This is a genomic window from Acidovorax soli (assembly GCF_900107605.1).
Classification (GTDB): domain Bacteria; phylum Pseudomonadota; class Gammaproteobacteria; order Burkholderiales; family Burkholderiaceae_C; genus Acidovorax; species Acidovorax soli.
This window is the reverse complement of the sequence record NZ_FNQJ01000005.1, coordinates 113,859-134,011: the sequence shown is the minus strand read 5'-3', so window position 1 is coordinate 134,011 and position 20,153 is coordinate 113,859. Positions and strand designations below refer to the sequence as shown.

Annotated in this window: 17 protein-coding genes; 7 read left to right on the top strand and 10 right to left on the bottom strand. The window is 68.0% G+C overall.

Annotated elements, in window-relative coordinates; all coding sequences use genetic code 11:
• Nucleotides 1–3: 3 nt before the first annotated feature.
• From BLW02_RS06325 to ruvA, 4 genes are read right to left on the bottom strand one after another with little or no spacing between them, the layout of a single operon-like run.
• A complete protein-coding gene (locus tag BLW02_RS06325) occupies nt 4–1,302 on the bottom strand; it encodes an efflux RND transporter periplasmic adaptor subunit (protein WP_092697556.1) in 1,299 nt (432 codons plus the stop codon).
• 33 nt (nt 1,303–1,335) lie between these two features.
• Nucleotides 1,336–2,394, bottom strand: a complete 1,059-nt coding sequence (gene ruvB, locus BLW02_RS06320; protein ID WP_092697523.1) for a Holliday junction branch migration DNA helicase RuvB — start codon at nt 2,392–2,394, stop codon at nt 1,336–1,338.
• A 37-nt stretch (nt 2,395–2,431) separates the two neighbouring features.
• Nucleotides 2,432–3,892, bottom strand: coding sequence for a trypsin-like serine peptidase (locus tag BLW02_RS06315; RefSeq protein WP_244273632.1), 1,461 nt, complete (start codon nt 3,890–3,892; stop codon nt 2,432–2,434).
• Nucleotides 3,893–3,924: 32 nt separating this feature from the next.
• The gene (gene ruvA / locus BLW02_RS06310; protein ID WP_092697522.1) at nt 3,925–4,500 is read right to left on the bottom strand and encodes a Holliday junction branch migration protein RuvA; all 576 of its coding nucleotides are present in this window, start codon (nt 4,498–4,500) and stop codon (nt 3,925–3,927) included.
• Nucleotides 4,501–4,582: 82 nt separating this feature from the next.
• Here ruvA and BLW02_RS06305 point away from each other — a divergent pair, with 82 nt between their 5' ends.
• The 3 genes from BLW02_RS06305 to BLW02_RS06295 all read left to right on the top strand — a co-directional run bounded on the left by BLW02_RS06305 (nt 4,583) and on the right by BLW02_RS06295 (nt 6,929).
• Nucleotides 4,583–5,542 (top strand): PhoH family protein, encoded by a 960-nt coding sequence (locus BLW02_RS06305; RefSeq protein ID WP_092697521.1) that lies wholly within the window; start codon nt 4,583–4,585, stop codon nt 5,540–5,542.
• 64 nt (nt 5,543–5,606) lie between these two features.
• A complete protein-coding gene (ybeY, locus tag BLW02_RS06300; RefSeq protein ID WP_092697520.1) occupies nt 5,607–6,065 on the top strand; it encodes an rRNA maturation RNase YbeY in 459 nt (152 codons plus the stop codon).
• Between the two features lie 123 nt (nt 6,066–6,188).
• Complete coding sequence (locus tag BLW02_RS06295) at nt 6,189–6,929, top strand: sulfite exporter TauE/SafE family protein (RefSeq protein WP_092697519.1); 741 nt, start codon at nt 6,189–6,191, stop codon at nt 6,927–6,929.
• Nucleotides 6,930–6,939: 10 nt separating this feature from the next.
• Here the strand turns inward: BLW02_RS06295 and mgtA are convergent, their stop codons facing one another.
• The 5 genes from mgtA to BLW02_RS06270 form a co-directional block, all read right to left on the bottom strand.
• Nucleotides 6,940–9,501 (bottom strand): magnesium-translocating P-type ATPase, encoded by a 2,562-nt coding sequence (mgtA, locus tag BLW02_RS06290; protein WP_092697518.1) that lies wholly within the window; start codon nt 9,499–9,501, stop codon nt 6,940–6,942.
• 29 nt (nt 9,502–9,530) lie between these two features.
• Nucleotides 9,531–9,977: a universal stress protein gene (locus BLW02_RS06285; protein ID WP_092697517.1), complete on the bottom strand. Its 447-nt coding sequence runs from the start codon at nt 9,975–9,977 to the stop codon at nt 9,531–9,533.
• Nucleotides 9,978–10,054: 77 nt separating this feature from the next.
• On the bottom strand, nt 10,055–10,522 hold the full coding sequence (dtd, locus tag BLW02_RS06280) for a D-aminoacyl-tRNA deacylase (RefSeq protein ID WP_092697516.1): 468 nt from the start codon (nt 10,520–10,522) through the stop codon (nt 10,055–10,057).
• Entirely contained in the window at nt 10,519–11,928 is a 1,410-nt protein-coding gene (gene dbpA / locus BLW02_RS06275) for an ATP-dependent RNA helicase DbpA (RefSeq protein WP_092697515.1), read from the bottom strand. The genes dtd and dbpA overlap by 4 nt, the downstream gene beginning before the upstream one ends.
• A 56-nt stretch (nt 11,929–11,984) precedes the next feature.
• Nucleotides 11,985–13,262: an MgtC/SapB family protein gene (locus BLW02_RS06270; RefSeq protein ID WP_092697514.1), complete on the bottom strand. Its 1,278-nt coding sequence runs from the start codon at nt 13,260–13,262 to the stop codon at nt 11,985–11,987.
• A 213-nt stretch (nt 13,263–13,475) separates the two neighbouring features.
• Between BLW02_RS06270 and BLW02_RS06265 the strand changes: the two genes are divergently transcribed.
• From BLW02_RS06265 to BLW02_RS06250, 4 genes are all read left to right on the top strand, one after another.
• On the top strand, nt 13,476–14,957 hold the full coding sequence (locus BLW02_RS06265) for an AMP nucleosidase (RefSeq protein WP_092697513.1): 1,482 nt from the start codon (nt 13,476–13,478) through the stop codon (nt 14,955–14,957).
• Nucleotides 14,958–15,115: 158 nt separating this feature from the next.
• Entirely contained in the window at nt 15,116–16,057 is a 942-nt protein-coding gene (locus tag BLW02_RS06260) for an ATP-binding cassette domain-containing protein (protein ID WP_092697512.1), read from the top strand.
• A 274-nt stretch (nt 16,058–16,331) separates the two neighbouring features.
• Complete coding sequence (locus BLW02_RS06255) at nt 16,332–17,369, top strand: PDDEXK nuclease domain-containing protein (RefSeq protein ID WP_092697511.1); 1,038 nt, start codon at nt 16,332–16,334, stop codon at nt 17,367–17,369.
• Nucleotides 17,370–17,648: 279 nt separating this feature from the next.
• Entirely contained in the window at nt 17,649–18,485 is an 837-nt protein-coding gene (locus BLW02_RS06250; RefSeq protein WP_092697510.1) for an ABC transporter permease, read from the top strand.
• Nucleotides 18,486–18,558: 73 nt separating this feature from the next.
• Here the strand turns inward: BLW02_RS06250 and BLW02_RS06245 are convergent, their stop codons facing one another.
• Nucleotides 18,559–20,148, bottom strand: coding sequence for a GMC family oxidoreductase (locus BLW02_RS06245; RefSeq protein WP_092697509.1), 1,590 nt, complete (start codon nt 20,146–20,148; stop codon nt 18,559–18,561).
• Nucleotides 20,149–20,153: the final 5 nt, after the last annotated feature.

Sequence of the window (20,153 nt, the reverse complement as noted above, 5' to 3'; positions counted from 1 at the left end):
CGCTCAGCGGCCCATGGCGTTGGTCAGCGCGGCGCCAGCGTCGGCGCCCTGCCCTTGGCCCAGGGCCCCTGCCCTGGGCGCCGCAGAGCCCGCGGTCCATGCCACGGTGCGGGCACGCACGCGCTCGCCTGCCTGCAGCACGCCGCCGCGCAGCACGATATCGCCCTGCGCCAGGCCTTCCAGCACCTCCACGGCATCGAGCGTGCGCAGGCCCAGCCGCACGTTGCGCACCTGGGCACGGCCATCCTGCAGCACCAGCACGGTGCCGGCGTCACCCACCACAGCGCCGCGCAAGGCCGCCTGGGGCAGCACCAGGGCGGTTTCGCGCCGGGCGGTTTCCACCTCGACCGACAGCGTCATGTCCTCGCGCAGATAGGCGGGCGCCTGCGCGTCCAATGCAAATTTCACCTCGATGGCGCCGCGCTGGGCATCCACCGACGGTGCGATGGACAGCACGCGTGCCGCGAAGCGCTGGCCGGCAAATGCATCGGCCACCACCGAGGCCTTCTGGCCCGGCTGCAGCTGGTCCAGAAAGCGCTCGTCCACCTGGGCCACCAGCTGGGTCGGACCGGCCAGCGCCAGGCTGAGCAAGGCCTTGCCGGGCTGCACGATCTGCCCGGGCTCGACCGCGCGCACCAGCACGCGGGCATCGCTGGGCGCCACCAGCGTGGCCTGCGCCAGGCGGGCCTGGGCCGCCACGGTGGCGGCCTGCGCCAGCGCCAGCTGTGCCTGCGCCTGCGCCACGTCGGTGCCTGCATCGGCGTTGGCATCGATCTGCGCCTGCGCATTGCGCTGCTGCGCGCGCGCCACATCGACCGCGCGGCGGGCTTCGTCGAGCTGCGCGGGGCTGTAAAAACCGTCCGCCACCAGCTGCTGCACCCGCGCCAGGCTGGCGCTTGCGGCCTGCAGCGTGGCATCGGCCTGGGCCCGTGCGGCCTGCGCAGCCCTGCGGCCGCTGCTGCGCAGGCCCGCCAGGCGCGCCTGCGCCTGGCGCTCGGAGGCCACCGCCTGCGCCAGCGCGGCGCGCAGCTCGTCCGATTCGAGCTGCACCAGCACCTCGCCCTGGCGCACCTGAGCGCCTTCGCGCACGCGCACCTGCGCCACCCGGCCGGTGACCGTGCTGCCCACATCCGCGCGCGACAGCGTGGCCACGCGGGCCGAGAACTGCAGGGTGCGCACCAGCGGGGCCGACTGCACCGTCAGCGCATCGACCTGCGGGCCGCGCAGCACCCAAGCCGCCACGCCGGCAGCCACCACCAGCACGGCGGCGCCCAATGCCACGGCAAGCCAGCGGCGCTTCACAGCCAATTCCTCAATGCCATGGGTGCGCTTCGATCATTCGGAGAAAAGTCCGCCAGCCGCCTGCGGCGGCGTGACGCCCAGATGCCGGTACGCCGCCAGCGTGGCTATGCGCCCGCGCGGCGTGCGCTGCAGGTAGCCTTGCTGGATGAGATAGGGCTCGATCACGTCCTCGATGGTGCCCGCCTCCTCGCCAATGCTGGCGGCGATGTTGTCCAGGCCCACGGGGCCGCCGTCAAAGCGGTGGATCAGTGCCTCCAGCAGCTTGCGGTCCATCACGTCAAAGCCCTGCGGGTCCACGTCAAGCATGGCCAGCGCGCGGTTGGCGATGTCGCGCGTGATGCGGCCCGAGCCCTTGACCTCGGCGTAGTCGCGCACGCGGCGCAGCAGCCGGTTGGCGATGCGCGGCGTGCCGCGCGAGCGCCGCGCCAGCTCGAAGCCGCCTTCGTCATCCATGGGCGTGCCCAGCAGCCCGGCGCTGCGCGTGACGATGCGCGCCAGCTCTTCGGGCGTGTAGAACTCCAGGCGCGCGACGATGCCGAAGCGGTCGCGCAGCGGGTTGGTCAGCATGCCCGCGCGCGTGGTGGCGCCCACCAGGGTGAAGGGCTGCAGGTCGAGCTTGATGGAGCGCGCCGCCGGGCCCTCGCCAATCATGATGTCGATCTGGTAGTCCTCCAGCGCGGGGTAGAGGATTTCTTCGACCACCGGGCTCAGGCGGTGGATTTCGTCGATGAAGAGAACGTCGTTCTTTTCCAGGTTGGTCAGCAGCGCCGCCAGGTCCTTGGGCTTTTCGAGCACCGGGCCGCTGGTCTGGCGCAGGTTCACGCCCAGCTCGGTCGCGATGATGTGGCTCAGCGTGGTCTTGCCCAGCCCGGGCGGGCCGAACAGCAGCACATGGTCCAGCGCCTCGTCACGCTTCTTGGCCGCGCCGATAAAGATTTCGAGCTGCTCGCGCGCCTTGGCCTGGCCCACATATTCCTGCAGCAGCTTGGGGCGCAGGGCACGCTCGATGGCTTCTTCCTGCGGAGATGCGGGTGCAGCGGAGATCACGCGCTTGGGCGGCGCGGGGGCGAAATCGTCGGTCTGGATGGTCATGCCATGTGCTGCCCCTGCGGGCGGTTGGGGTGCCGGTTCATGGCGTCGGTTTCAGCCAGTTCCTGAGGGCCGCCTGGAATGCCAGGTCATAACGGCCGTAGTAGTCGTAACTGGCGGGATTCTGGCAACTCGCGGCACCGCCCAGCAGCTGCCCGGCCACGTAGCGCTTGCTGCCAATGGGCAGGAACAGGCTGGAGCCACTGCTGCCACCCTCGGTGGTACCGGCATTCCAGCCCACAGCCAGAAAACGCCCATCCTGTGGTGTGCTGATCTGGCAGGTCTCAAAGGTGCAGTTGTTGAACTGCTTCACCGCCCCCTCGCTGAGCTTTTGCAGATCGCCCTGGGGGTGGTGGATGCCGGCCATGCCGGCGCCCACGGCCACGGCGCCAAAATAGGAGCCGGCAAACACAACACCAGCCGGCGGTGCTGCGTTGAGCCGCATGAACGATGTGTCGGTAGCCTCCTGCGCGTACAGCAGGGTTGCGCCGCCATTCAGGCGCCGCGCGCCCGCGTTGACCTCGGTGGTGTTGCAAGCGGCTGATCGGTAGAACCAGTCGGTCGTCACGGAAGACGCCGCCGTCTGCGTGGAAACGCAGTGGTTGGCGCTCAGAAAATACGGGGTGGCGCTCGACTGTGCATCGTTGAGCAGGGTGCCCGTGCAGACGAAGGTGCTGCCGTTGTCCACAAAAATCATGCGCGCCACCGAACGGCTTTCGCTGCTGTATTCGGGCCGGCATGACACGTCGATATTGCAGGTGGCCGCCTCGCCCACCTTGGTCAGGCTGTTTTGCGCTGCACGCTCGGGTGACACAAAAAAGTGCGACAGCGTGGGCACGGCGATGTCGAGCTGGTCCAGGTCGGCGCTGGCCGGCAGCTCCAGCTCCAGCGTGGTCTCGGCGCCGCCGAAATCGGGGCTCCAGTAGGTGCGGGCCGCATCACCCGTGTCTCCCGCCTGCAGGTTGCGCGCCAGGGTGCCCAGCACCTCCTGTCCCGACACCTCGAACTCCGCATCACCGCTCTGCGCATAAAACCGCAGCCTGGCGCCCGCCGGCAGCGAACGCACCAGCAGCCCCAGGCGCACGCCCTGCGCACCATCTGCCACAAAGCGGATGGCGGCACGCTGCGTGTCCCGGTCGGTGGCGGACCATTGCAACTGGCCCCGCAGGCCCGATGAAGTGGCCGTGGCGGTCACCTCCCGGGCCAGGCCAATTTGCCGGCGCACGCCGCTGCCCGGGATGGACGCCGCCTTTTTCTGCAGGGGCTGCAGCGCTGCGGCCGCCAACGGCCCCAGCCGCACGGGCGTGGCCTGCGGTGCACGCCCGGCAGTGCGCAACGGGGATGCCGCTGCCTTCGCCGCCTTGCCCAGGCTCGGGTCAAAGGGCTCGATCCGGTCTGCCGCCGATACCTCTGGCGCAGGCGAACCGCCACCGCCGCACGCGGCCACCAGCAGCGCTGCACCCGCAGCGCACAGCCAGTGCATCGAATATCGGTACCTCATTGCCATCTCTTCCTGAAATCTGACGTTGGGGGTTATTTCGCCAGCGCCTTGAGCGCCAGCTTGATGCCGTCACTGACACCCACATCCGGCGGCAAGGCCTTCAGGGCCGCCGCCGCCTCCTTGTCGTTGTAGCCCAGTGCCAGCAGCGCCTGCAGGATGTCGGCCTGCGCCTCGCTGGTGGCGTGGGCGTGCGCCGTGCCCATGTCGGCGCCCAGCTTGCCCTTGAGTTCCAGCAGCAGGCGCTCTGCGGTCTTCTTGCCGATGCCCGGCACCTTGACGAGGCGACCCGCCTCCTGCAGCGTGATGGCCTGCGCCAGATCACCCACGCCCATGCCCGAGAGGATGGACAGCGCCGTGCGCGGGCCCACGCCACTGATCTTGATGAGTTCGCGGAACGCCTGCCGCTCGGGCACCGTGGCAAAGCCATACAGCAGCTGTGCATCCTCGCGCACGATGAACTGCGTGAGCAGGCCCACGCGCTCGCCCACGGCGGGCAGGTTGTAGAAGGTGCTCATGGGCACATGCACCTCGTAGCCCACGCCGTGGCAGTCGAGCAGCACCTCGGGCGGGTTCTTCTCCAGCAGGGTGCCGGTCAATTTGCCTATCATGGATGTCCTTTGCCGGCGAATGCAGCCACTGCTGCGCCGTCATTCTTGCCGTGTTTTCCTTTGTCTGACTGGAATTATCCGCGTGATCCTGCGCCACACCTTCACTCCCCACAACAACACCCGGCTGACGCACCTGTGCGGACCGGCCGACGTGCACCTGCGCACCATCGAGATTGCGCTGTCGGTGAACATTGCGCACCGGCACGAGCAGTTCAAGGTGGACGGCCCCAAGGCCAAGGCCACGCAGGCCATGGAACTGCTGCAGGCCCTGTACGAGATGGCCGAGCGTCCCATCACCGAAGACTACCTGCAGCTCATGCTGGCCGGCGATGCCGCGCTGGTGGAAGTGCCCGAGGGCGCCATCGTGCTCAACACCCGCCGGGCCGACCTGCGCGGGCGCACGCCCACGCAGAACCTGTACCTCGAAAACATCGCAGCGCACGACATCACCTTCGGCATCGGCCCGGCCGGCACGGGCAAGACCTATCTGGCCGTGGCCTGCGCCGTGGATGCGCTGGAACGCAGCGCCGTGCAGCGCATCGTGCTGACCCGCCCCGCCGTGGAGGCGGGCGAGCGCCTGGGCTTCCTGCCGGGCGACCTGGCGCAGAAGGTGGATCCGTATCTGCGCCCGCTGTACGACGCGCTCTACGAGCTGATGGGCTACGACAAGGTGCAAAAGGCCTTCGAGCGCAACGCCATCGAGATCGCCCCGCTGGCCTTCATGCGCGGGCGCACGCTGAACAACGCCTTCGTGATCCTGGACGAAGCCCAGAACACCACGCCCGAGCAGATGAAGATGTTCCTCACCCGCATCGGCTTTGGCGCCAAGGCCGTGGTCACGGGCGATGTGAGCCAGATCGATTTGCCCAAGGGCGCGATGAGCGGCCTGATCGACGCCGAGCGGGTGCTCAAGCGCGTAAAAGGCATCGCCGTGACGCGCTTCACCAGTGCCGACGTGGTGCGCCACCCGCTGGTGGCGCGCATCGTGGACGCCTATGACGCGTCCCGCCGCGCGCCGACCGTGCGCAGCCGTGCCAGTTAAAACGCCTATTTCAATCGCTGCTAGCGCTTGATGCATGAGTGCTAGAGGCCAAAAAAGATCAAGAATGTCTCTCCACCAACTCTCCCTGTCGCTGCAGTTTGGCCGTTTTGACGGCGCCGCCGCCCACCGCGCCGTGCTGCCGCGCCACAAGGTCACGCGCTGGATCCGCCACGCACTGGCCAGCGATGCGGAAATCACCGTGCGCATCGTCGATGCCGACGAAGGCCAGGCCCTGAACCGCGACTACCGGCACAAGGACTACGCCACCAATGTGCTCACCTTCGACTACACGCAGGAGCCCGTGGTGACGGCCGACCTGGTGCTCTGCGCCCCCGTGGTCGAGCGCGAGGCGCGCGAGCAGAACAAAAGCCTGGAGGAGCACTACGCCCACCTGCTGGTGCACGGCGCCCTGCACGCCCAGGGCTGGGACCATGAAACCAGCGAAGCAGATGCGCAGGAGATGGAGGACTACGAAACCGCCATCCTGCAGGAGCTGGGGTTTGCCGACCCTTACGCTGCATAGCGCCGGGCGCAGGATGGCCCACGGCAAAGCAATTCCACCTTTTTTGCACGCAATCAACCGCAAACAACGGCTTGCCTCCACCTAAGATCGACGCAATAACCCAGCGTTCGCGCCCCCGAAGACATGTTGGAAACCGCCCTGCTGCTTGCCGCCGCCTTCGTGGCCGGTGCCCTCAATGCCGTTGCCGGAGGCGGCAGCTTTCTGACCTTGCCCGCCCTGGTCTTCACCGGCGTGCCACCCGTGGTGGCCAACGCCACCGGCACCGTGGCCCTGCTGCCGGGCTACCTGGCGGGCGCCTGGGGCTTTCGCGAAGACACGGCCCCGCCGCCCGGCTTGTCGATGCGCCTGCTGGTGGTGCTGTCGCTCATCGGTGGCGCGGCGGGCGCTGCGCTGCTGCTGGTCACGCCCGACGCCACCTTCCGCCGCGTCGTGCCCTGGCTGCTGCTGGCGGCCACGGCGCTGTTTGCGTTCGGACCGCAGTTGCGCAAGGTGCTGGCCGGCGGTCAGCCTTCGACCGCCAAGGCCACCCTGGGCGTGCTGGCCGTGGCGGCCTACGGCGGCTATTTCAACGGCGGCCTGGGCATCTTGCTGCTGGCGCTGTTCGGGCTGCTCGGGCAGACGAACCTCAACGCCATGAACGGCCTGAAGAACGGGGTGTCGGCCCTGCTCACCGCGATTGCGGTGGCCATTTACGCCGCAGGCGGCCTGGTGCTGTGGCCGCAGGCGCTGATGATGATGGTGGCCGCCACTGCGGGCGGCTACGGCGGCGCACGCGTGGCACGGCGCATTCCGGCGCCCATGTTGCGCTGGGGCATCGTGGCGACGGGGCTGGTGATGGCCGCCCTGTTCTTCTGGCGCCAGTAAGCCCTGGCAGTCATCGGGTCAACGCCGTGGCACGACCGGCCGGCCAGGCCAGCGCCCTGGCCTTGAGCCACTGCGCGCAGACCAGATAGACCAGCACCAGCGCGCCCATGCCAGCCAGCATGTCGGCCGGCGGCACCACGAAGCCGAACCAGGCACCCACCGGCGTGAACGGCAGCACCATGGCCACCAGCAAGGCCATGAGCGACGATGCCGCCAGGGCCGGGTGCGGTAGATCCCGCCACGGGCGGACGCGGGTGCGGATGATGAAGATCACCAGGATCTGCGTGGCCATGGACTCCATGAACCACAGCGTGCGAAATTCCTCGGGGGTGGCCTGGAAAAACCACAGCAGCCCACCAAAGGTGGCCAGATCGAACAGCGACGACAGCGGCCCCATGGTGCCGGCAAAGCGCAGCAGGCCCTGCATGTCCCACACCTGCGGCCGGGCAATGGCCTCGGGGCGCACGGTGTCGAGCGGAATGCCGATTTCCGAGAAGTCGTAGAGCAGGTTGTTCAGCAGGATCTGCGTGGGCAGCATGGGCAGGAACGGCAGGAACAGCGACGCCACCGCCATCGACAGCATGTTGCCGAAGTTGGAGCTGGCACCCATGCGCACATACTTGAGGATGTTGACGAAGGTGCGCCGCCCCTCCTCCACGCCATCGGCCACCACTTCCAGGTCGGACGCCAGCAGGATCATGTCGGCAGCCGCCTGGGCCACGCCGCTGGCGCCTTCCACCGACAGCCCGATGTCGGCCACCTTGAGCGCGGGAGCATCGTTGATGCCATCGCCCAGAAAGCCCGCCACCGCGCCGCGCGACTGGAGCGCCCGCACAATGCGCGCCTTCTGGTCGGGCGCGAGGCGGGCATAGATGTCCACCGACTGTGCCTGCACCGCCAGCGCATCGTCGGTGAGGGCGGCCACATCGGCGCCGGTCAGCACCCGGTCGGCAGGCAAGCCCACCTGCTGCGCCAGCCGCTGCACCACGATGGGGTCGTCGCCCGACAGGATCTTCAGGCGCACGCCGGCCGCCGACAGCCGGGCGATGGCCGCCGCCGCCGTGGGCTTGGCCGGGTCGGCAAAGGCGCACAGGCCTTCGAAGACCAGATCCGTTTCATCGGCCGACGACAGCGGTATTGCCCTGTCGGCAGCGTCCGCCCGCTGGCGCGAGGCCACCGCCACCACGCGCAACCCCTCCTGGGCCAGTGCGTGCACCCTTTGCAAGCCCTCGGCCCGCCCGGCATCGCCCAGGGGCTGCACCTCGCCCCCCAGGCGGTGGCGCGTGCACAGGGCCAGTACGGCCTCGGGCGCGCCCTTGACGATGAGCAGGCGCTCGTGCGGCCCCTCGGCCCACACGCTGCCCAGGCGCCGGTTGAAATCAAACGCATGCCGCTGCAGCAGCGTCCAGCCCTGCGACGCATCGGGGTGGCTGGCCAGCAGCGCCGCATCCAGCGCCCCGCGGTCGCCGCCCAGGCTGGCGGCCATGGCACCGAGCCGGGCCGCCAGCGGGCTGTTCTGCCCGGCAGCATCCAGGCTGCGTGACAGGGCGATCTCGGCGCTGGTCAGGGTGCCGGTCTTGTCGGTGCACAGCACCGTCATGGCGCCCAGGTCGTGAATGGCGGCCAGCCGCTTGACGATGACCTTGCGCCCCGCCATGCGCAAGGCGCCGCGCGACAGCGTCACGGTGGTGATCATGGGCAGCAGCTCGGGCGTGAGGCCCACGGCCAGTGCCACCGCAAACATCAGCGATTCGAGCACCGGGCGGCCAAACAGCATGTGCGTGGCCAGCACCACCACCACGAGCGCCAGCGTGAGGCGGGCGGTGACCAGGCCAAAGGCATGCATGTCGCGCTGGAAGGCGGAGACTTCCTGCCCCTCGCCCAGCACGGCGGCGGCCGCGCCAAACAGGGTGTTGCGGCCGGTGCCCACCACCAGCGCCCGCGCCTCGCCCGTCTGGGCGACCGCGCCGCGAAACAGGGCATTGCTGGCCTCGCCCGCCGCGGAAGTGGTCACCACGCCGGGACGTTTTTCCACGGGGTAGGGCTCGCCGGTCAGGGCCGCCTCGCCGGCCGTGAAGGCCTCGCTGTCCAGCACCAGGGCATCGGCCGCGATGATGTCACCGGCGCGCACGCGCATCACATCGCCGGGCACCACTGCTTCCACCGGCACCTGGCGAAAGGTGCCGTCCCGCAGCACCTCGGCCCGCAGTGCCACGGCGCGGCGCAGCATCTCGGCGGCGCGGTTGGCCCGGCCTTCCTGCACGGTGTCGAGTCCGATCGACAGCCCCAGGATGGTCACGATGATGCCGCCGCCCACGCCATCGCCCGTGGCCACCGACACCACGCCCGCGCCCAGCAGGATCAGCGACAGCGGCTCGCGCAGCCGCCTGCCAATGGCCGCCAGCAATCCCCTGGCCTGCGGCGGTGCATCGGCGTTGGGGCCATGGCGGGCCAGCCGGGCCTGTGCCTCGGTGTCGCTCAGGCCGTCGGGGCCGCACTGCAGCTGTTCGCACAGGGCCTGCGCGGACAGGTTCCAGAAATGCGGCGATGCAGCCTGCGGGGCATGCGCCATGGTTCGCTTATTTCAGGAACAGGCCGGGTTCAGGCGCCGCGCACCAGCAGCACGGGCACCGGCGACTGGCGCAGCACCTGTTCTGCATCGCTGCCCAGCAGCATGCGGCCCACGCCGCGCCGGCCATGGGTGCCCAGCACGATGAGCTGCGCACCCCATTCACGCGCCTTGGTGATCACGAGATCGCTCACACGCCCGGCGTAGCTTTCATACAGCTCGGTTTCCACCGGCACCCCGGCGGCACGCACCCGGTTCTGGGCGTCCTGCAGCACTTCCTGGCCGGCCTTCTTGAGCGACTCGAACACTTCTGCGGTCAGCGCCATGCTCGACTCGAAGCTCGTCATGAACGAGATTTCGTCCACCACATGCAAAAGCCGGATCGTCGAGCCCATCACCCGCGCCAGGGCAATCGCCTCCTGCAGCCCCGCCAGCGAGGTGGCGCTGCCATCCACGGGAACCAGAATCTTTTCGTACATGGAAAACTCCTGCGAAAAAATACATGGTAGTCCTGTCCATCCCGGGTGGGATGACAGCGGTGAAGGCGCCGGTGCAATTAACTGACGGCAGGCGCCACGCGCAGGGGAATCGTCACCGGCCCGTCGTTCACCAGATGCACCTGCATGTCGGCCGCAAACTGGCCGGAGGCCACCTGGGGATGGGCGGCGCGGGCCTGCGCCACCAGGTAGTCATAGAGCCTGCGCCCCTCTTGCGGCGCCGCCGCCTGCGTGAAGCTGGGGCGGTTGCCGCCCGTGGTGTCGGCCGCCAAAGTGAACTGGCTGACCAGCAGCACGCCGCCGGCCATGCCCTGGCCGTCCAGGTCCTGCACGCTGCGGTTCATCTTGCCCGCGTCGTCACTGAAGATGCGCAGCTTGAGGACCTTGGCCAGCAGCCTGTCGGCCTCGGCCTCGGTGTCACCGCGCTCGGCGCACACCAGCACCAGCAGGCCGGGGCCAATGGCGCCCACCACCTCGCCGGCAATCTCCACGCGCGCCTGCCGCACGCGCTGCAACAGGCTGATCATTCTTCGCCCGTCACCAGGCGCGCCTTCACCGTCTTGCCCTTTACCCGGCCCTGGTTCAGGCGCTGGACGGCCTGGGCGCCGATGGTGCGGTCCACCGCCACGTAGGTGGAGAAGTCGTTCACATTGATCTTGCCGATCTGCGCGCGGGTGTAGCCCATGTCGCCGGTCAGCGCGCCCAGCACGTCGCCCGCGCGGATCTTCTCCTTGCGGCCACCGATGATCTGGAGGGTGACCATGGGCGGCACCAGCGGGCCGCTGCCCGTGGGCGCGAGGTCCGCCAGCGGGAACCAGCGCGACTCGCGGCCCTGCAGCACCTCGATCTTGCCCACGCTGCCCATCTCGTCCAGGCTGGCCAGGTTGAGCGCCAGGCCTTCGGCATCGCCCCGGCCCGTGCGGCCGATGCGGTGGATGTGCACCTCGGGGTCGGGCGTCACGTCCACGTTGATCACGGCGGCCAGGCTGGCGATGTCCAGGCCGCGCGCGGCCACGTCGGTGGCCACCAGCACCGAGCAGCTCCTGTTGGCAAACTGCACCAGCACCTGGTCGCGCTCGCGCTGCTCCAGTTCGCCAAACAGCGCCAGCGCGCTGAAGCCCTGGGCCTGCAGCACGGCCACCAGGTCGCGGCACTGCTGCTTGGTGTTGCAGAACGCTATCGATGATTCGGGCCGGAAGTGGTTGAGCAGCAGCGACACCGCGTGCAGGCGCTCGCTGTTCTTCACCTCGTACCAGCGCTGCTCGATCTTGCCCTCGGCGTGCTGGGCCTGCACGGTGATCTGCACGGGCGACTTCATGAACTGGGCGCTGAGCTTGGCGATGCCTTCGGGGTAGGTCGCCGAGAACAGCAGGGTCTGGCGCTGTGCGGGGCACTGGCGGGCCACGGTGGCGATGTCGTCGAAGAAGCCCATGTCGAGCATGCGGTCGGCCTCGTCGAGCACCAGGGTGTTCAGCGCCTCCAGCGTGAGGTGCTGGCGTTCCAGGTGGTCCATCACGCGTCCGGGCGTGCCCACCACGATGTGGGCGCCATGCTCCAGGCTCAGCATCTGGCCGCGCAGCGGCACGCCGCCGCACAGGGTCACGACCTTGATGTTTTCCTCCGCGCGCGCCAGGCGGCGGATCTCGGTGGTCACCTGGTCGGCCAGCTCGCGCGTGGGGCACAGCACCAGGGCCTGCACCGCAAAACGACGGGGGTTGAGCTTGGCCAGCAGGGCCAGGGCAAACGCGGCGGTCTTGCCGCTGCCGGTACTGGCCTGGGCGATCAGGTCCTTGCCCAGCAGCGCAGGCGGCAGGCTGGCCGCCTGGATGGGCGTCATTTGCGTGTAGCCCAGCTGCTGCAGGTTGGCCAGCATGGCGGGGCTGAGGGCCAGCGTGCTGAAATCAGCGCGGGCTTGATTGTCTTTGGAGGTCATGGGCCGATTATCCGGTGCGCTCCTTCTGGCCGGGGTGCGCCGGCACCCACGGAAGGCTATTGCAGGGCCAGCACCCCCACGAAGGCCAGCGTGTGCGCCAGAATGCCCGGCGCCACGGCCAGCGCATAGCGCCAGCCGCCGCTGGCCAGCGCCACCGCGCTTTTGCTGCCGGCATGCACCAGAAGCGCCACCATCAGCGCAGACGCAATGGCGGGTGCCGCAACGCTGTCCGGGCCGCCCCGCACCAGCACCGCGGCCGTGGCGGCGTGCACATCCGCCAGGGCCGCCAGCAGGGCACCGGCCAGCATGCCCGCATCGCCTTGCCATGCCGTCAGCAGGTGCACCCCCACCTGGATGCCCGTGAGCAGGGCGGCGATGAGCAAGGCGTCGCGCAGCTTGAACATGGGCGTGTCGGGCAACATGCCGGCCACCGCCTCACCCTCGGCTGCGGGCGCGGGCACCTGCCGGTGCGCCACACCGCGCCCGCCCCACCACCCCAGGGCCGCCGCAACACAGCCACCCGCCAGGGCGGGCAGCCACAGCCGTGCCAGCCACTGGGGCTGCACCGTAGCGGCCACCACCACGATCTGGACCATGGTGGCCACACACGACAGCACGGCAGCCGCCCCATGGACGCGCGGCGTGGCCTGCCCCGCACGCACCTCCATGCCCAGGCTGGCAATGGTGGCGGTGCTCGACACAAACCCCGACGCCAGCACCGACAGCGCCAGCGCATGGCGCGCCTGCATCAGCCGCTTGGCCACATGCGCCAGCGACTGGATCACCAGCAGCACGATGACCAGGCGCACCACCAGGCGCGGGTTCAGCGCCCCCTGCCACAAGGGCGTGTCGGGAGCCAGCGGATACACCAGCAGGGCCAGCGCCGCCAGAATGAGCCCGCTGCGCACCTCGCCGGGCTGCAGCCACTGGCTGGAGAACTGGTGCAACGCATCCCGCAGCGCCAGCAGCCCCGTCACCACCACTGCCAGCGCGGCGGCCAGCAACTGGTCGCGCGCGCAGGTCACCCCGATCAGGTAGGCCAGCAGCAGCGCGATTTCGGTGGTCACCCCCGGATCGCCCGAGCGGTCGCGGGCATAGGCCACCACGGTCAAAGCGGCCACCAACGCGGCACCCACCACCACCAGGGCCTCCATGGCCGTCAGCGCGGCCGCCGCCCCGCCAATGGACGCCAGCGTGAACGAGCGCACCCCGGCCGGCGCCCGGCCCGGCCCCTCGCCCTTGCGACGCTCGCGCTCGATGCCCATGAGCAAACCGCATCCCGTCGCGCTCGCCAGCACGGCCAGTGCCGTGGAAAAACCTGCCAGATCCTGCATGGGGCTTGTACACCTCTCTGTCAAACCATCGCTCATGGTGACACAACGGGCCGTTGGGCCGACGGCGCAGGTTCCACGTCCTGCGCAATTGCCCCGAGGCAGGCATCACGCAAGAACGTTTTGACGATCTCCCAGAGGCCGCGCAGCGGTCTTTGCTGGCCGGAATGCAGATCGCTGTCACACCGGCTGCGCCTGCGTGTGGACAATAGGCGCATGCCGCAGATCCCCGACTTCATCGCCCCCACCCGCCACACCGACCCCGCCGACGCGCTGGCCCAGGTGCAGCGCATCTACCAGCAGCAGATCGGCCACCTGCGCGCTGCCATGCAGCGCTTCGTGGCCGGCGAGACGCCTGACGGCGCCGTGCGCGCGTTCTACCCCTTCGTGCGCGTGCACACCACCACTGTGGCGCGGGCCGACAGCCAGCTGGCCTACGGCTTCGTGGAAGGCCCTGGTCGCTACGAAACCACCCTCACCCGCCCCGATCTGTTCGCCGATTACTACGCCGAGCAGTTCCGCCTGCTGCGCCACAGCCACAGCGTGGCGCTGGAGGTGGGCACCAGCGCCCACCCCATCCCCATCCACTTCTCGTTCGCCGAGCACGACCATGTGGAGGGCACGCTGAGCCCCGAGCGCCGCATGCTGATGCGCGACCTGTTCGACCTGCCCGACCTGGCCGCCATGGACGACGGCATCGCCAACGGCACACACCAGCACCGCCCCGGCGAGGCGCAGCCGCTGTCGCTTTTCACGGCCCCGCGCGTGGACTATTCGCTGCACCGCCTGCGCCACTACACGGGCACGCAGCCCGAGTGGTTCCAGAACTTCGTGCTGTTCACCAACTACCAGTTCTACATCGACGAGTTCGTGCGCCTGGGCCACGCCGAAATGGCCAATCCGGACAGCGAATACATCGCCTTCATCGAACCCGGCAACGTGGTCACGCGCCGCACGGGCCTGGCCGCCGAGGCGGGCGACGAGCTCGGCGCGCCGCCGCCGCGCCTGCCGCAGATGCCGGCCTACCACCTGGTGCGCGCCGACCGCAGCGGCATCACCATGGTCAACATCGGCGTAGGCCCGGCCAACGCCAAGACAATCACCGACCACATCGCCGTGCTGCGCCCGCACGCCTGGATGATGCTGGGCCACTGCGCCGGCCTGCGCAACACCCAGCAGCTGGGCGACTACGTGCTGGCCCACGCCTATGTGCGCGAGGACCATGTGCTCGATGAAGAACTGCCGCTGTGGGTGCCCATTCCGGCGCTGTCGGAGATCCAGCTGGCGCTGGAGCAGGCCGTGGCCGACGTCACGCGCATGGGCCGCGACGAACTCAAGCGCATCATGCGCACCGGCACCGTGGCCAGCACCGACAACCGCAACTGGGAGCTGCTGCCCGACAACCTGCCCCAGCGCCGCTTCAGCCAGAGCCGCGCCGTGGCCTTGGACATGGAAAGCGCCACCATCGCCGCCAACGGCTTTCGCTTTCGCGTGCCCTACGGCACCCTGCTGTGCGTGAGCGACAAGCCCCTGCACGGCGAGATCAAGCTGCCCGGCATGGCCAACCACTTCTACCGCGAACGCGTGGACCAGCACCTGCGCATCGGCATGCGCGCCATCGACATCCTGCGCCAGGGCGGCGTGCAGCGCCTGCACAGCCGCAAGCTGCGCAGCTTTGCCGAAGTGGCGTTCCAGTAAGCCCGCGCGTCGGCGACGGGCGCCAACGCGGCGGTCAACCACTTCGTTTTTAATAGCTGCTGGCAATTACCCGGAAACCGCTGCAGCCCCTTTTCAAGCGAACCCGGTCGCTCCAACTTCCTGGCACGGGCACCCGGCAGATCGCCCACAATCAGCCCATGACGGAACTCTTCACCGCCTCGCAGCTGAACAAGCGCTACGGCGACACCATGGTGGTCGATGGTGTCTCGTTCTCCATTGCCCCGGGTGAATGCCTGGGCGTGATCGGCCCCAATGGCGCCGGCAAGACCACCACCATCCGCATGTGCCTGGGGCACACCGCCCCCGACGGCGGCAGCGTGCAGTTTGACCCGGGGACGGGCGCGCCCCCGCTGCGGATGCCCCGCGATGCGCTGGCCATCAAGGCCCAGCTGGGCGTGGTGACCCAGTTCGACACGCTGGACCCGGATTTCACCTGCGCCGAGAACCTGCGCGTGTTCGGCCGCTACTTCGGCCTCAAGGGCGCGGTGATGGACGAGCGCGTGCCTCAGCTGCTCGAATTCGCGGCGCTCACGCACAAGGCGCATGCCAGGCCCGGCGAGCTGTCGGGCGGCATGAGGCGGCGCCTGTCGCTGGCCCGGGCGCTGGTGAACGACCCGCGCCTGCTGCTGCTCGATGAGCCCACCACGGGCCTCGACCCCCAGGCCCGCCACCTGATGTGGGAACGCCTGCAACGGCTGCTGCAACAGGGCAAGTCCATTTTGCTCACCACCCATTTCATGGACGAGGCCGAACGCCTGTGCTCGCGCCTGCTGGTGCTGGACCATGGCAAAAAAATCGCCGAGGGCCGTCCGCGCGAGCTGATCGCCCGGCACCTGGAACCCGACGTGGTGGAGGTCTATGGCGTGGGTGCCGTGGCCCTGGCCCAGGACGATGCCCTGCGCCCGCTGGCCGCGCGCGTGGAGGTCAGCGGCGAGACCGTTTTCTTCTACACCCAGAACGCCCAGCCGCTGCTGCAGGCGCTGGGCCAGCTGGACCATCTGCGCACGCTGCACCGGCCAGCCAACCTGGAGGATCTGTTCCTCAAGCTCACGGGGCGGCAGATCCGCGAGGACGGCTGAAAACGCACGGGGTAGCGCAAACGGTGTTCCCCAACGACATCATCTGTCGATGGCGGTAGCCAAAAGGCAAGACAGGCTGATCGGTGGAAAATACCCTCCGTCGCATTTGGCAAATCGGCACACGCCCGTGGCTCAGAGGAAGATTCAACGAGCCAGGAACACCAAGAACATGCAAAGGGAGTGGTTCTGATGGTTTTCAGCGAAGACTCACGGGTCAACATCCCATGCATCCTGCAGCTGGTGCGGCGTGGCTACCGCTAAAGGACAGCGAAACATGATCGATCAGCCCGTTTCCCTCGCACCTACGCCCGAAGGTTATGCAGACTGGCTGATCGACCTGAAAACCCGCATCCACACGGCCCAGCAGCGTGCGGCGTTGGCAGTCAACCGCGAGCTGGTGCTGCTGTACTGGCAGATTGGGCGCGATATTCTGGCGCGGCAGGCGCAGCAGGGCTGGGGTGCCAAGGTGATTGAGCGGCTGGCGCATGACCTGCGCACGGCCTTCCCGGAAATGAAGGGCTTTTCGCCGCGCAATCTCAAATACATGCGTGCTTTTTCCGAGGCGTGGCCGGATGCGGAATTTGTGCAAGCGGTGCTTGCACAATTGCCCTGGTACCACCAGTTGGCCCTGCTGGACAAGCTGCCTGCACCTGAAACCCGCCGCTGGTATGCGGCGCAGGCAATCAAGCACAACTGGTCACGCAATGTCTTGGTGATGCAGATCGAAACCCGCTTGCTGGAACGCAGTGGCTCAGCCGGCACCAACTTCGAAGCCAGCTTGCCCAAGCCACAGTCCGATCTGGCGCGCGAGTCGCTGAAAGACCCTTACCGTTTCGACTTTCTGGGCTTGACCGACGAGGCCCAAGAGCGCGAAGTCGAACACGCCTTGGTGAAGCACGTCACCGAATTTCTGCTGGAGCTGGGCGCGGGTTTTGCGTTCGTGGGGCGGCAGGTGCTGCTGGATGTGGGTGGCGATGAGTTCTTCATCGACCTGCTGTTCTACCACCTCAAACTGCGCTGCTATGTGGTGATCGAGCTCAAGGGCGGAAAATTCAAGCCCGAGCATCTGGGGCAGCTCGGTTTTTATTTGACTGCGGTGGATCGCCAAGTGAAAAGCGATCACGACAACCCCACCATTGGACTGTTGCTGTGCAAGAGCAAAAACAAGGTTGTGGCTGAATATGCCTTGGGCGATAAAACCCAACCTATGGGTATCGCCGAATACAAACTGCTGGAATCCCTGCCGGCCGAGTTGCAAACCAGTTTGCCTAGCATTGAGCAGATTGAAAGCGAGCTGGGCGGAGCGGAGTAAGCAGAAACCGCCCCACAAACAAATTACCCCTAAAAAGATAGCTTTTAGCGCTTGATAGATAAGCACTAGCAGCCAATTTCGCTCAAACCAAGTCATCGCGTCTTGCGTGGCCTGACCTGGCTGACGGCCAACCTGGCGTTGCTTCGCGCCGCGTCCACATCGGCCGCACGCGCCAGGGCCACCCCCATGCCGCGGCCAAGCGTTGGTGGTGACATTCAGCGATGGCCGCAGCACACAACCGGGCTGTCCTCTGGACGGCCAACATCGCACAATCAGCCCATGCCTACCGCCTCGTCTCCAACCACCACCGCCGCCCCGCCCATTGCGTCGGTATGGCGAGTACCCCGCCTTTCCGCCCGCTGCTGGCCGGTGTTCCTGCGCAACCTGCTGGTGTGGCGCAAGCTGGCCATTCCCAGCCTGGTGGGCAACATCGCCGAACCGCTGATGTGGCTGGTGGCCTTTGGCTACGGCATGGGCGCGCTGGTGGGCGAGCTGAGCGTGAATGGGCAAAAAGTGCCCTACATCCTGTTCCTGGCCAGCGGCTCGATCTGCATGAGCGCCATGAACGCCGCCAGCTTCGAGGCGCTGTATTCGGCGTTCTCGCGCATGCATGTGCAAAAGACCTGGGACGGCATCATGAACGCGCCCATCAGCCTGGACGACGTGGTGCTGGCCGAGATGCTGTGGGCCACCTTCAAGGCGCTGTTCACCGTGACCGCCATCATGGGCGTGATGCTGGCGCTCTCCATCAGCCACAGCCCCAAACTGCTGGTGGCCTGGCCGGTGCTGCTGGGGGTGGGCATCATGTTCTCCAGCATTGCCCTCATCTTCAACGCGCTGGCCAAGGGCTACGACTTCTTCACCTACTACTTCACGCTGGTGCTCACGCCCATGATGTTCCTGTCGGGCGTGTTCTTTCCGCGCGAGCAATTGCCGCCCATCGTGCGCGCCATTTCCGACTGGCTGCCGCTGACCAATGCCGTCGAGCTGGTGCGGCCGCTGTTCATGGACCAGTGGCCCGACCACGCGCTGCGCCACGCTGCGGTGCTGGTGGCCACCACCGTGGCGGCTTTCTGGGTGGCGTTGGCGCTCACGCGGCGGCGCTTTCGCGCCTGATTCAACTATTCTTTGTATAGCCGCCAGCGCTTGCCATACCAGCGCTGCAAGCCAACAACATCCTCGCCCCGCCCTACACCGCGGCACGCAGCAGGTCCACCGCCTTTTCGGCAATCATCACCGTGGGTGCATTGGTGTTGCCGCTCACGATGCGCGGCATGATGGACGCGTCCACCACGCGCAACCCCTGCATGCCATGCACACGCAACTGGGCATCCACCACATCCAGCGGGCCCGGTCCCATGCGGCAGGAGCCCACGGGGTGATAGATGGTGTCGGCATGCTGGCGGATGAACTGCTCGATCTGCGCATCGGTGCGGGCGCCGGCCGAGGCAGCCAGTTCCTTCGCGCCGAGCCGCGCCAGCGCCGGTTGACCCAGGATGCGGCGCATCCGCTGCACACCGCGCACCATGCGCGCCATGTCGTCGGGATCGCTCAGGAAACGGGGGTCCACCAGCGGCAGCTGCAGCGGGTCCTTGCTGGCCAGCGAGACGGTGCCGCGGCTCCTGGGCTGCAGCAGGCAGACATGGGACGAGTAGCCATGGCCCAGCACGGTCTTGCGGCCATGGTCCAGCAGCTTGCCGATCACGAAATGCAGTTGCAGATCAGGCGCCGGCTCGGACGGATCGCTCCTGATGAAGCCCCCCGCCTCGGCGAAATTAGTGGTGAGCATGCCGGTGCGGCTGTGGCGCCACCGCAGCATGCCGCGCACCAGGTTCACCATGCCGGGCAGCGACAGCCCGAACAGATCGGTCAGGCCCGGCGCATCCATGATCTGCACCACGTCCGGATGGTCGTGCAGGTGCGCCCCCACGCCAGGCAGGTCGTGCTGCACCGCGATGCCATGGCGCTGCAGTTGCGTCCCCGGGCCGATGCCCGACAGCATCAGCAGCTGCGGCGACAGCAGCGCGCCGGCGCTCAGCAGCACCTCACGCACGGCCCGCAGCTGGCGCAGCTGGCCGCCCTGGCGGTATTCCACGCCCACGGCGCGGCGGCCCTCCAGCAGCACCCGCGTGGCATGCGCCTGGGTGATGACCTGCAGGTTGGGCCGCGCCAGGTGCGGGGTGAGATAGCCCTTGGCCACGCTGTGGCGCTCGCCGTTCTTCTGCGTGACCTGGTACAGGCCCACGCCTTCCTGCCTGGCGCCGTTGAAATCGGGGTTGTGCGGGTAGCCGGCCTGCACCCCGGCCTCGGTGAAAAACCGGCTGAACCGGTGGGGCGCGCGCAGATCGGCCACATTCAGCGGGCCGCCCTGGCCATGCCATGCGTCCGCGCCGCGTTCGTTGTTTTCGGCGCGCAAAAAGTAGGGCTTGACATCGTCCCAGCCCCAACCGGGATTGCCCTGCGCTGCCCAGTGGTCGTAATCGGCATGCTGGCCGCGCACGTACACCATGGCATTGATCGAACTCGATCCCCCCAGCACCTTGCCCCGGGGCTGGTACCCCTGGCGCCCGTTGAGCGCGGACTGCGGCGTGGTGTTCTGCCCCCAGCTGTTGAGTTCGAACTTCGCCATCACGGCCAGCCCGGCGGGACAATGGATGAAAACGCTTTTGTCGGCGGGCCCTGCCTCCAGCAGGCACACGCGCACACCGGGGTCTTCGGTCAGGCGCCCTGCCAGCACGGCGCCGGCCGATCCGCCTCCGATCACGATGTAGTCGAACATGGATT

What these genes read in the sequence shown, in the direction of transcription:
- dbpA (WP_092697515.1), bottom strand. Translation starts at nt 11,928, where the DNA reads ATGACCTCCAAAGACAATCAAGCCCGCGCTGATTTCAGCACGCTGGCC.
- mgtA (WP_092697518.1), bottom strand. Translation starts at nt 9,501, where the DNA reads ATGGCGCATGCCCCGCAGGCTGCATCGCCGCATTTCTGGAACCTGTCC.
- dtd (WP_092697516.1), bottom strand. Translation starts at nt 10,522, where the DNA reads ATGATCAGCCTGTTGCAGCGCGTGCGGCAGGCGCGCGTGGAGATTGCC.
- ybeY (WP_092697520.1), top strand. Translation starts at nt 5,607, where the DNA reads ATGTCTCTCCACCAACTCTCCCTGTCGCTGCAGTTTGGCCGTTTTGAC.
- BLW02_RS06265 (WP_092697513.1), top strand. Translation starts at nt 13,476, where the DNA reads ATGCCGCAGATCCCCGACTTCATCGCCCCCACCCGCCACACCGACCCC.
- BLW02_RS06270 (WP_092697514.1), bottom strand. Translation starts at nt 13,262, where the DNA reads ATGCAGGATCTGGCAGGTTTTTCCACGGCACTGGCCGTGCTGGCGAGC.
- BLW02_RS06260 (WP_092697512.1), top strand. Translation starts at nt 15,116, where the DNA reads ATGACGGAACTCTTCACCGCCTCGCAGCTGAACAAGCGCTACGGCGAC.
- BLW02_RS06285 (WP_092697517.1), bottom strand. Translation starts at nt 9,977, where the DNA reads ATGTACGAAAAGATTCTGGTTCCCGTGGATGGCAGCGCCACCTCGCTG.
- BLW02_RS06245 (WP_092697509.1), bottom strand. Translation starts at nt 20,148, where the DNA reads ATGTTCGACTACATCGTGATCGGAGGCGGATCGGCCGGCGCCGTGCTG.
- BLW02_RS06255 (WP_092697511.1), top strand. Translation starts at nt 16,332, where the DNA reads ATGATCGATCAGCCCGTTTCCCTCGCACCTACGCCCGAAGGTTATGCA.
- BLW02_RS06295 (WP_092697519.1), top strand. Translation starts at nt 6,189, where the DNA reads ATGTTGGAAACCGCCCTGCTGCTTGCCGCCGCCTTCGTGGCCGGTGCC.
- ruvB (WP_092697523.1), bottom strand. Translation starts at nt 2,394, where the DNA reads ATGACCATCCAGACCGACGATTTCGCCCCCGCGCCGCCCAAGCGCGTG.
- BLW02_RS06250 (WP_092697510.1), top strand. Translation starts at nt 17,649, where the DNA reads ATGCCTACCGCCTCGTCTCCAACCACCACCGCCGCCCCGCCCATTGCG.
- BLW02_RS06315 (WP_244273632.1), bottom strand. Translation starts at nt 3,892, where the DNA reads ATGAGGTACCGATATTCGATGCACTGGCTGTGCGCTGCGGGTGCAGCG.
- ruvA (WP_092697522.1), bottom strand. Translation starts at nt 4,500, where the DNA reads ATGATAGGCAAATTGACCGGCACCCTGCTGGAGAAGAACCCGCCCGAG.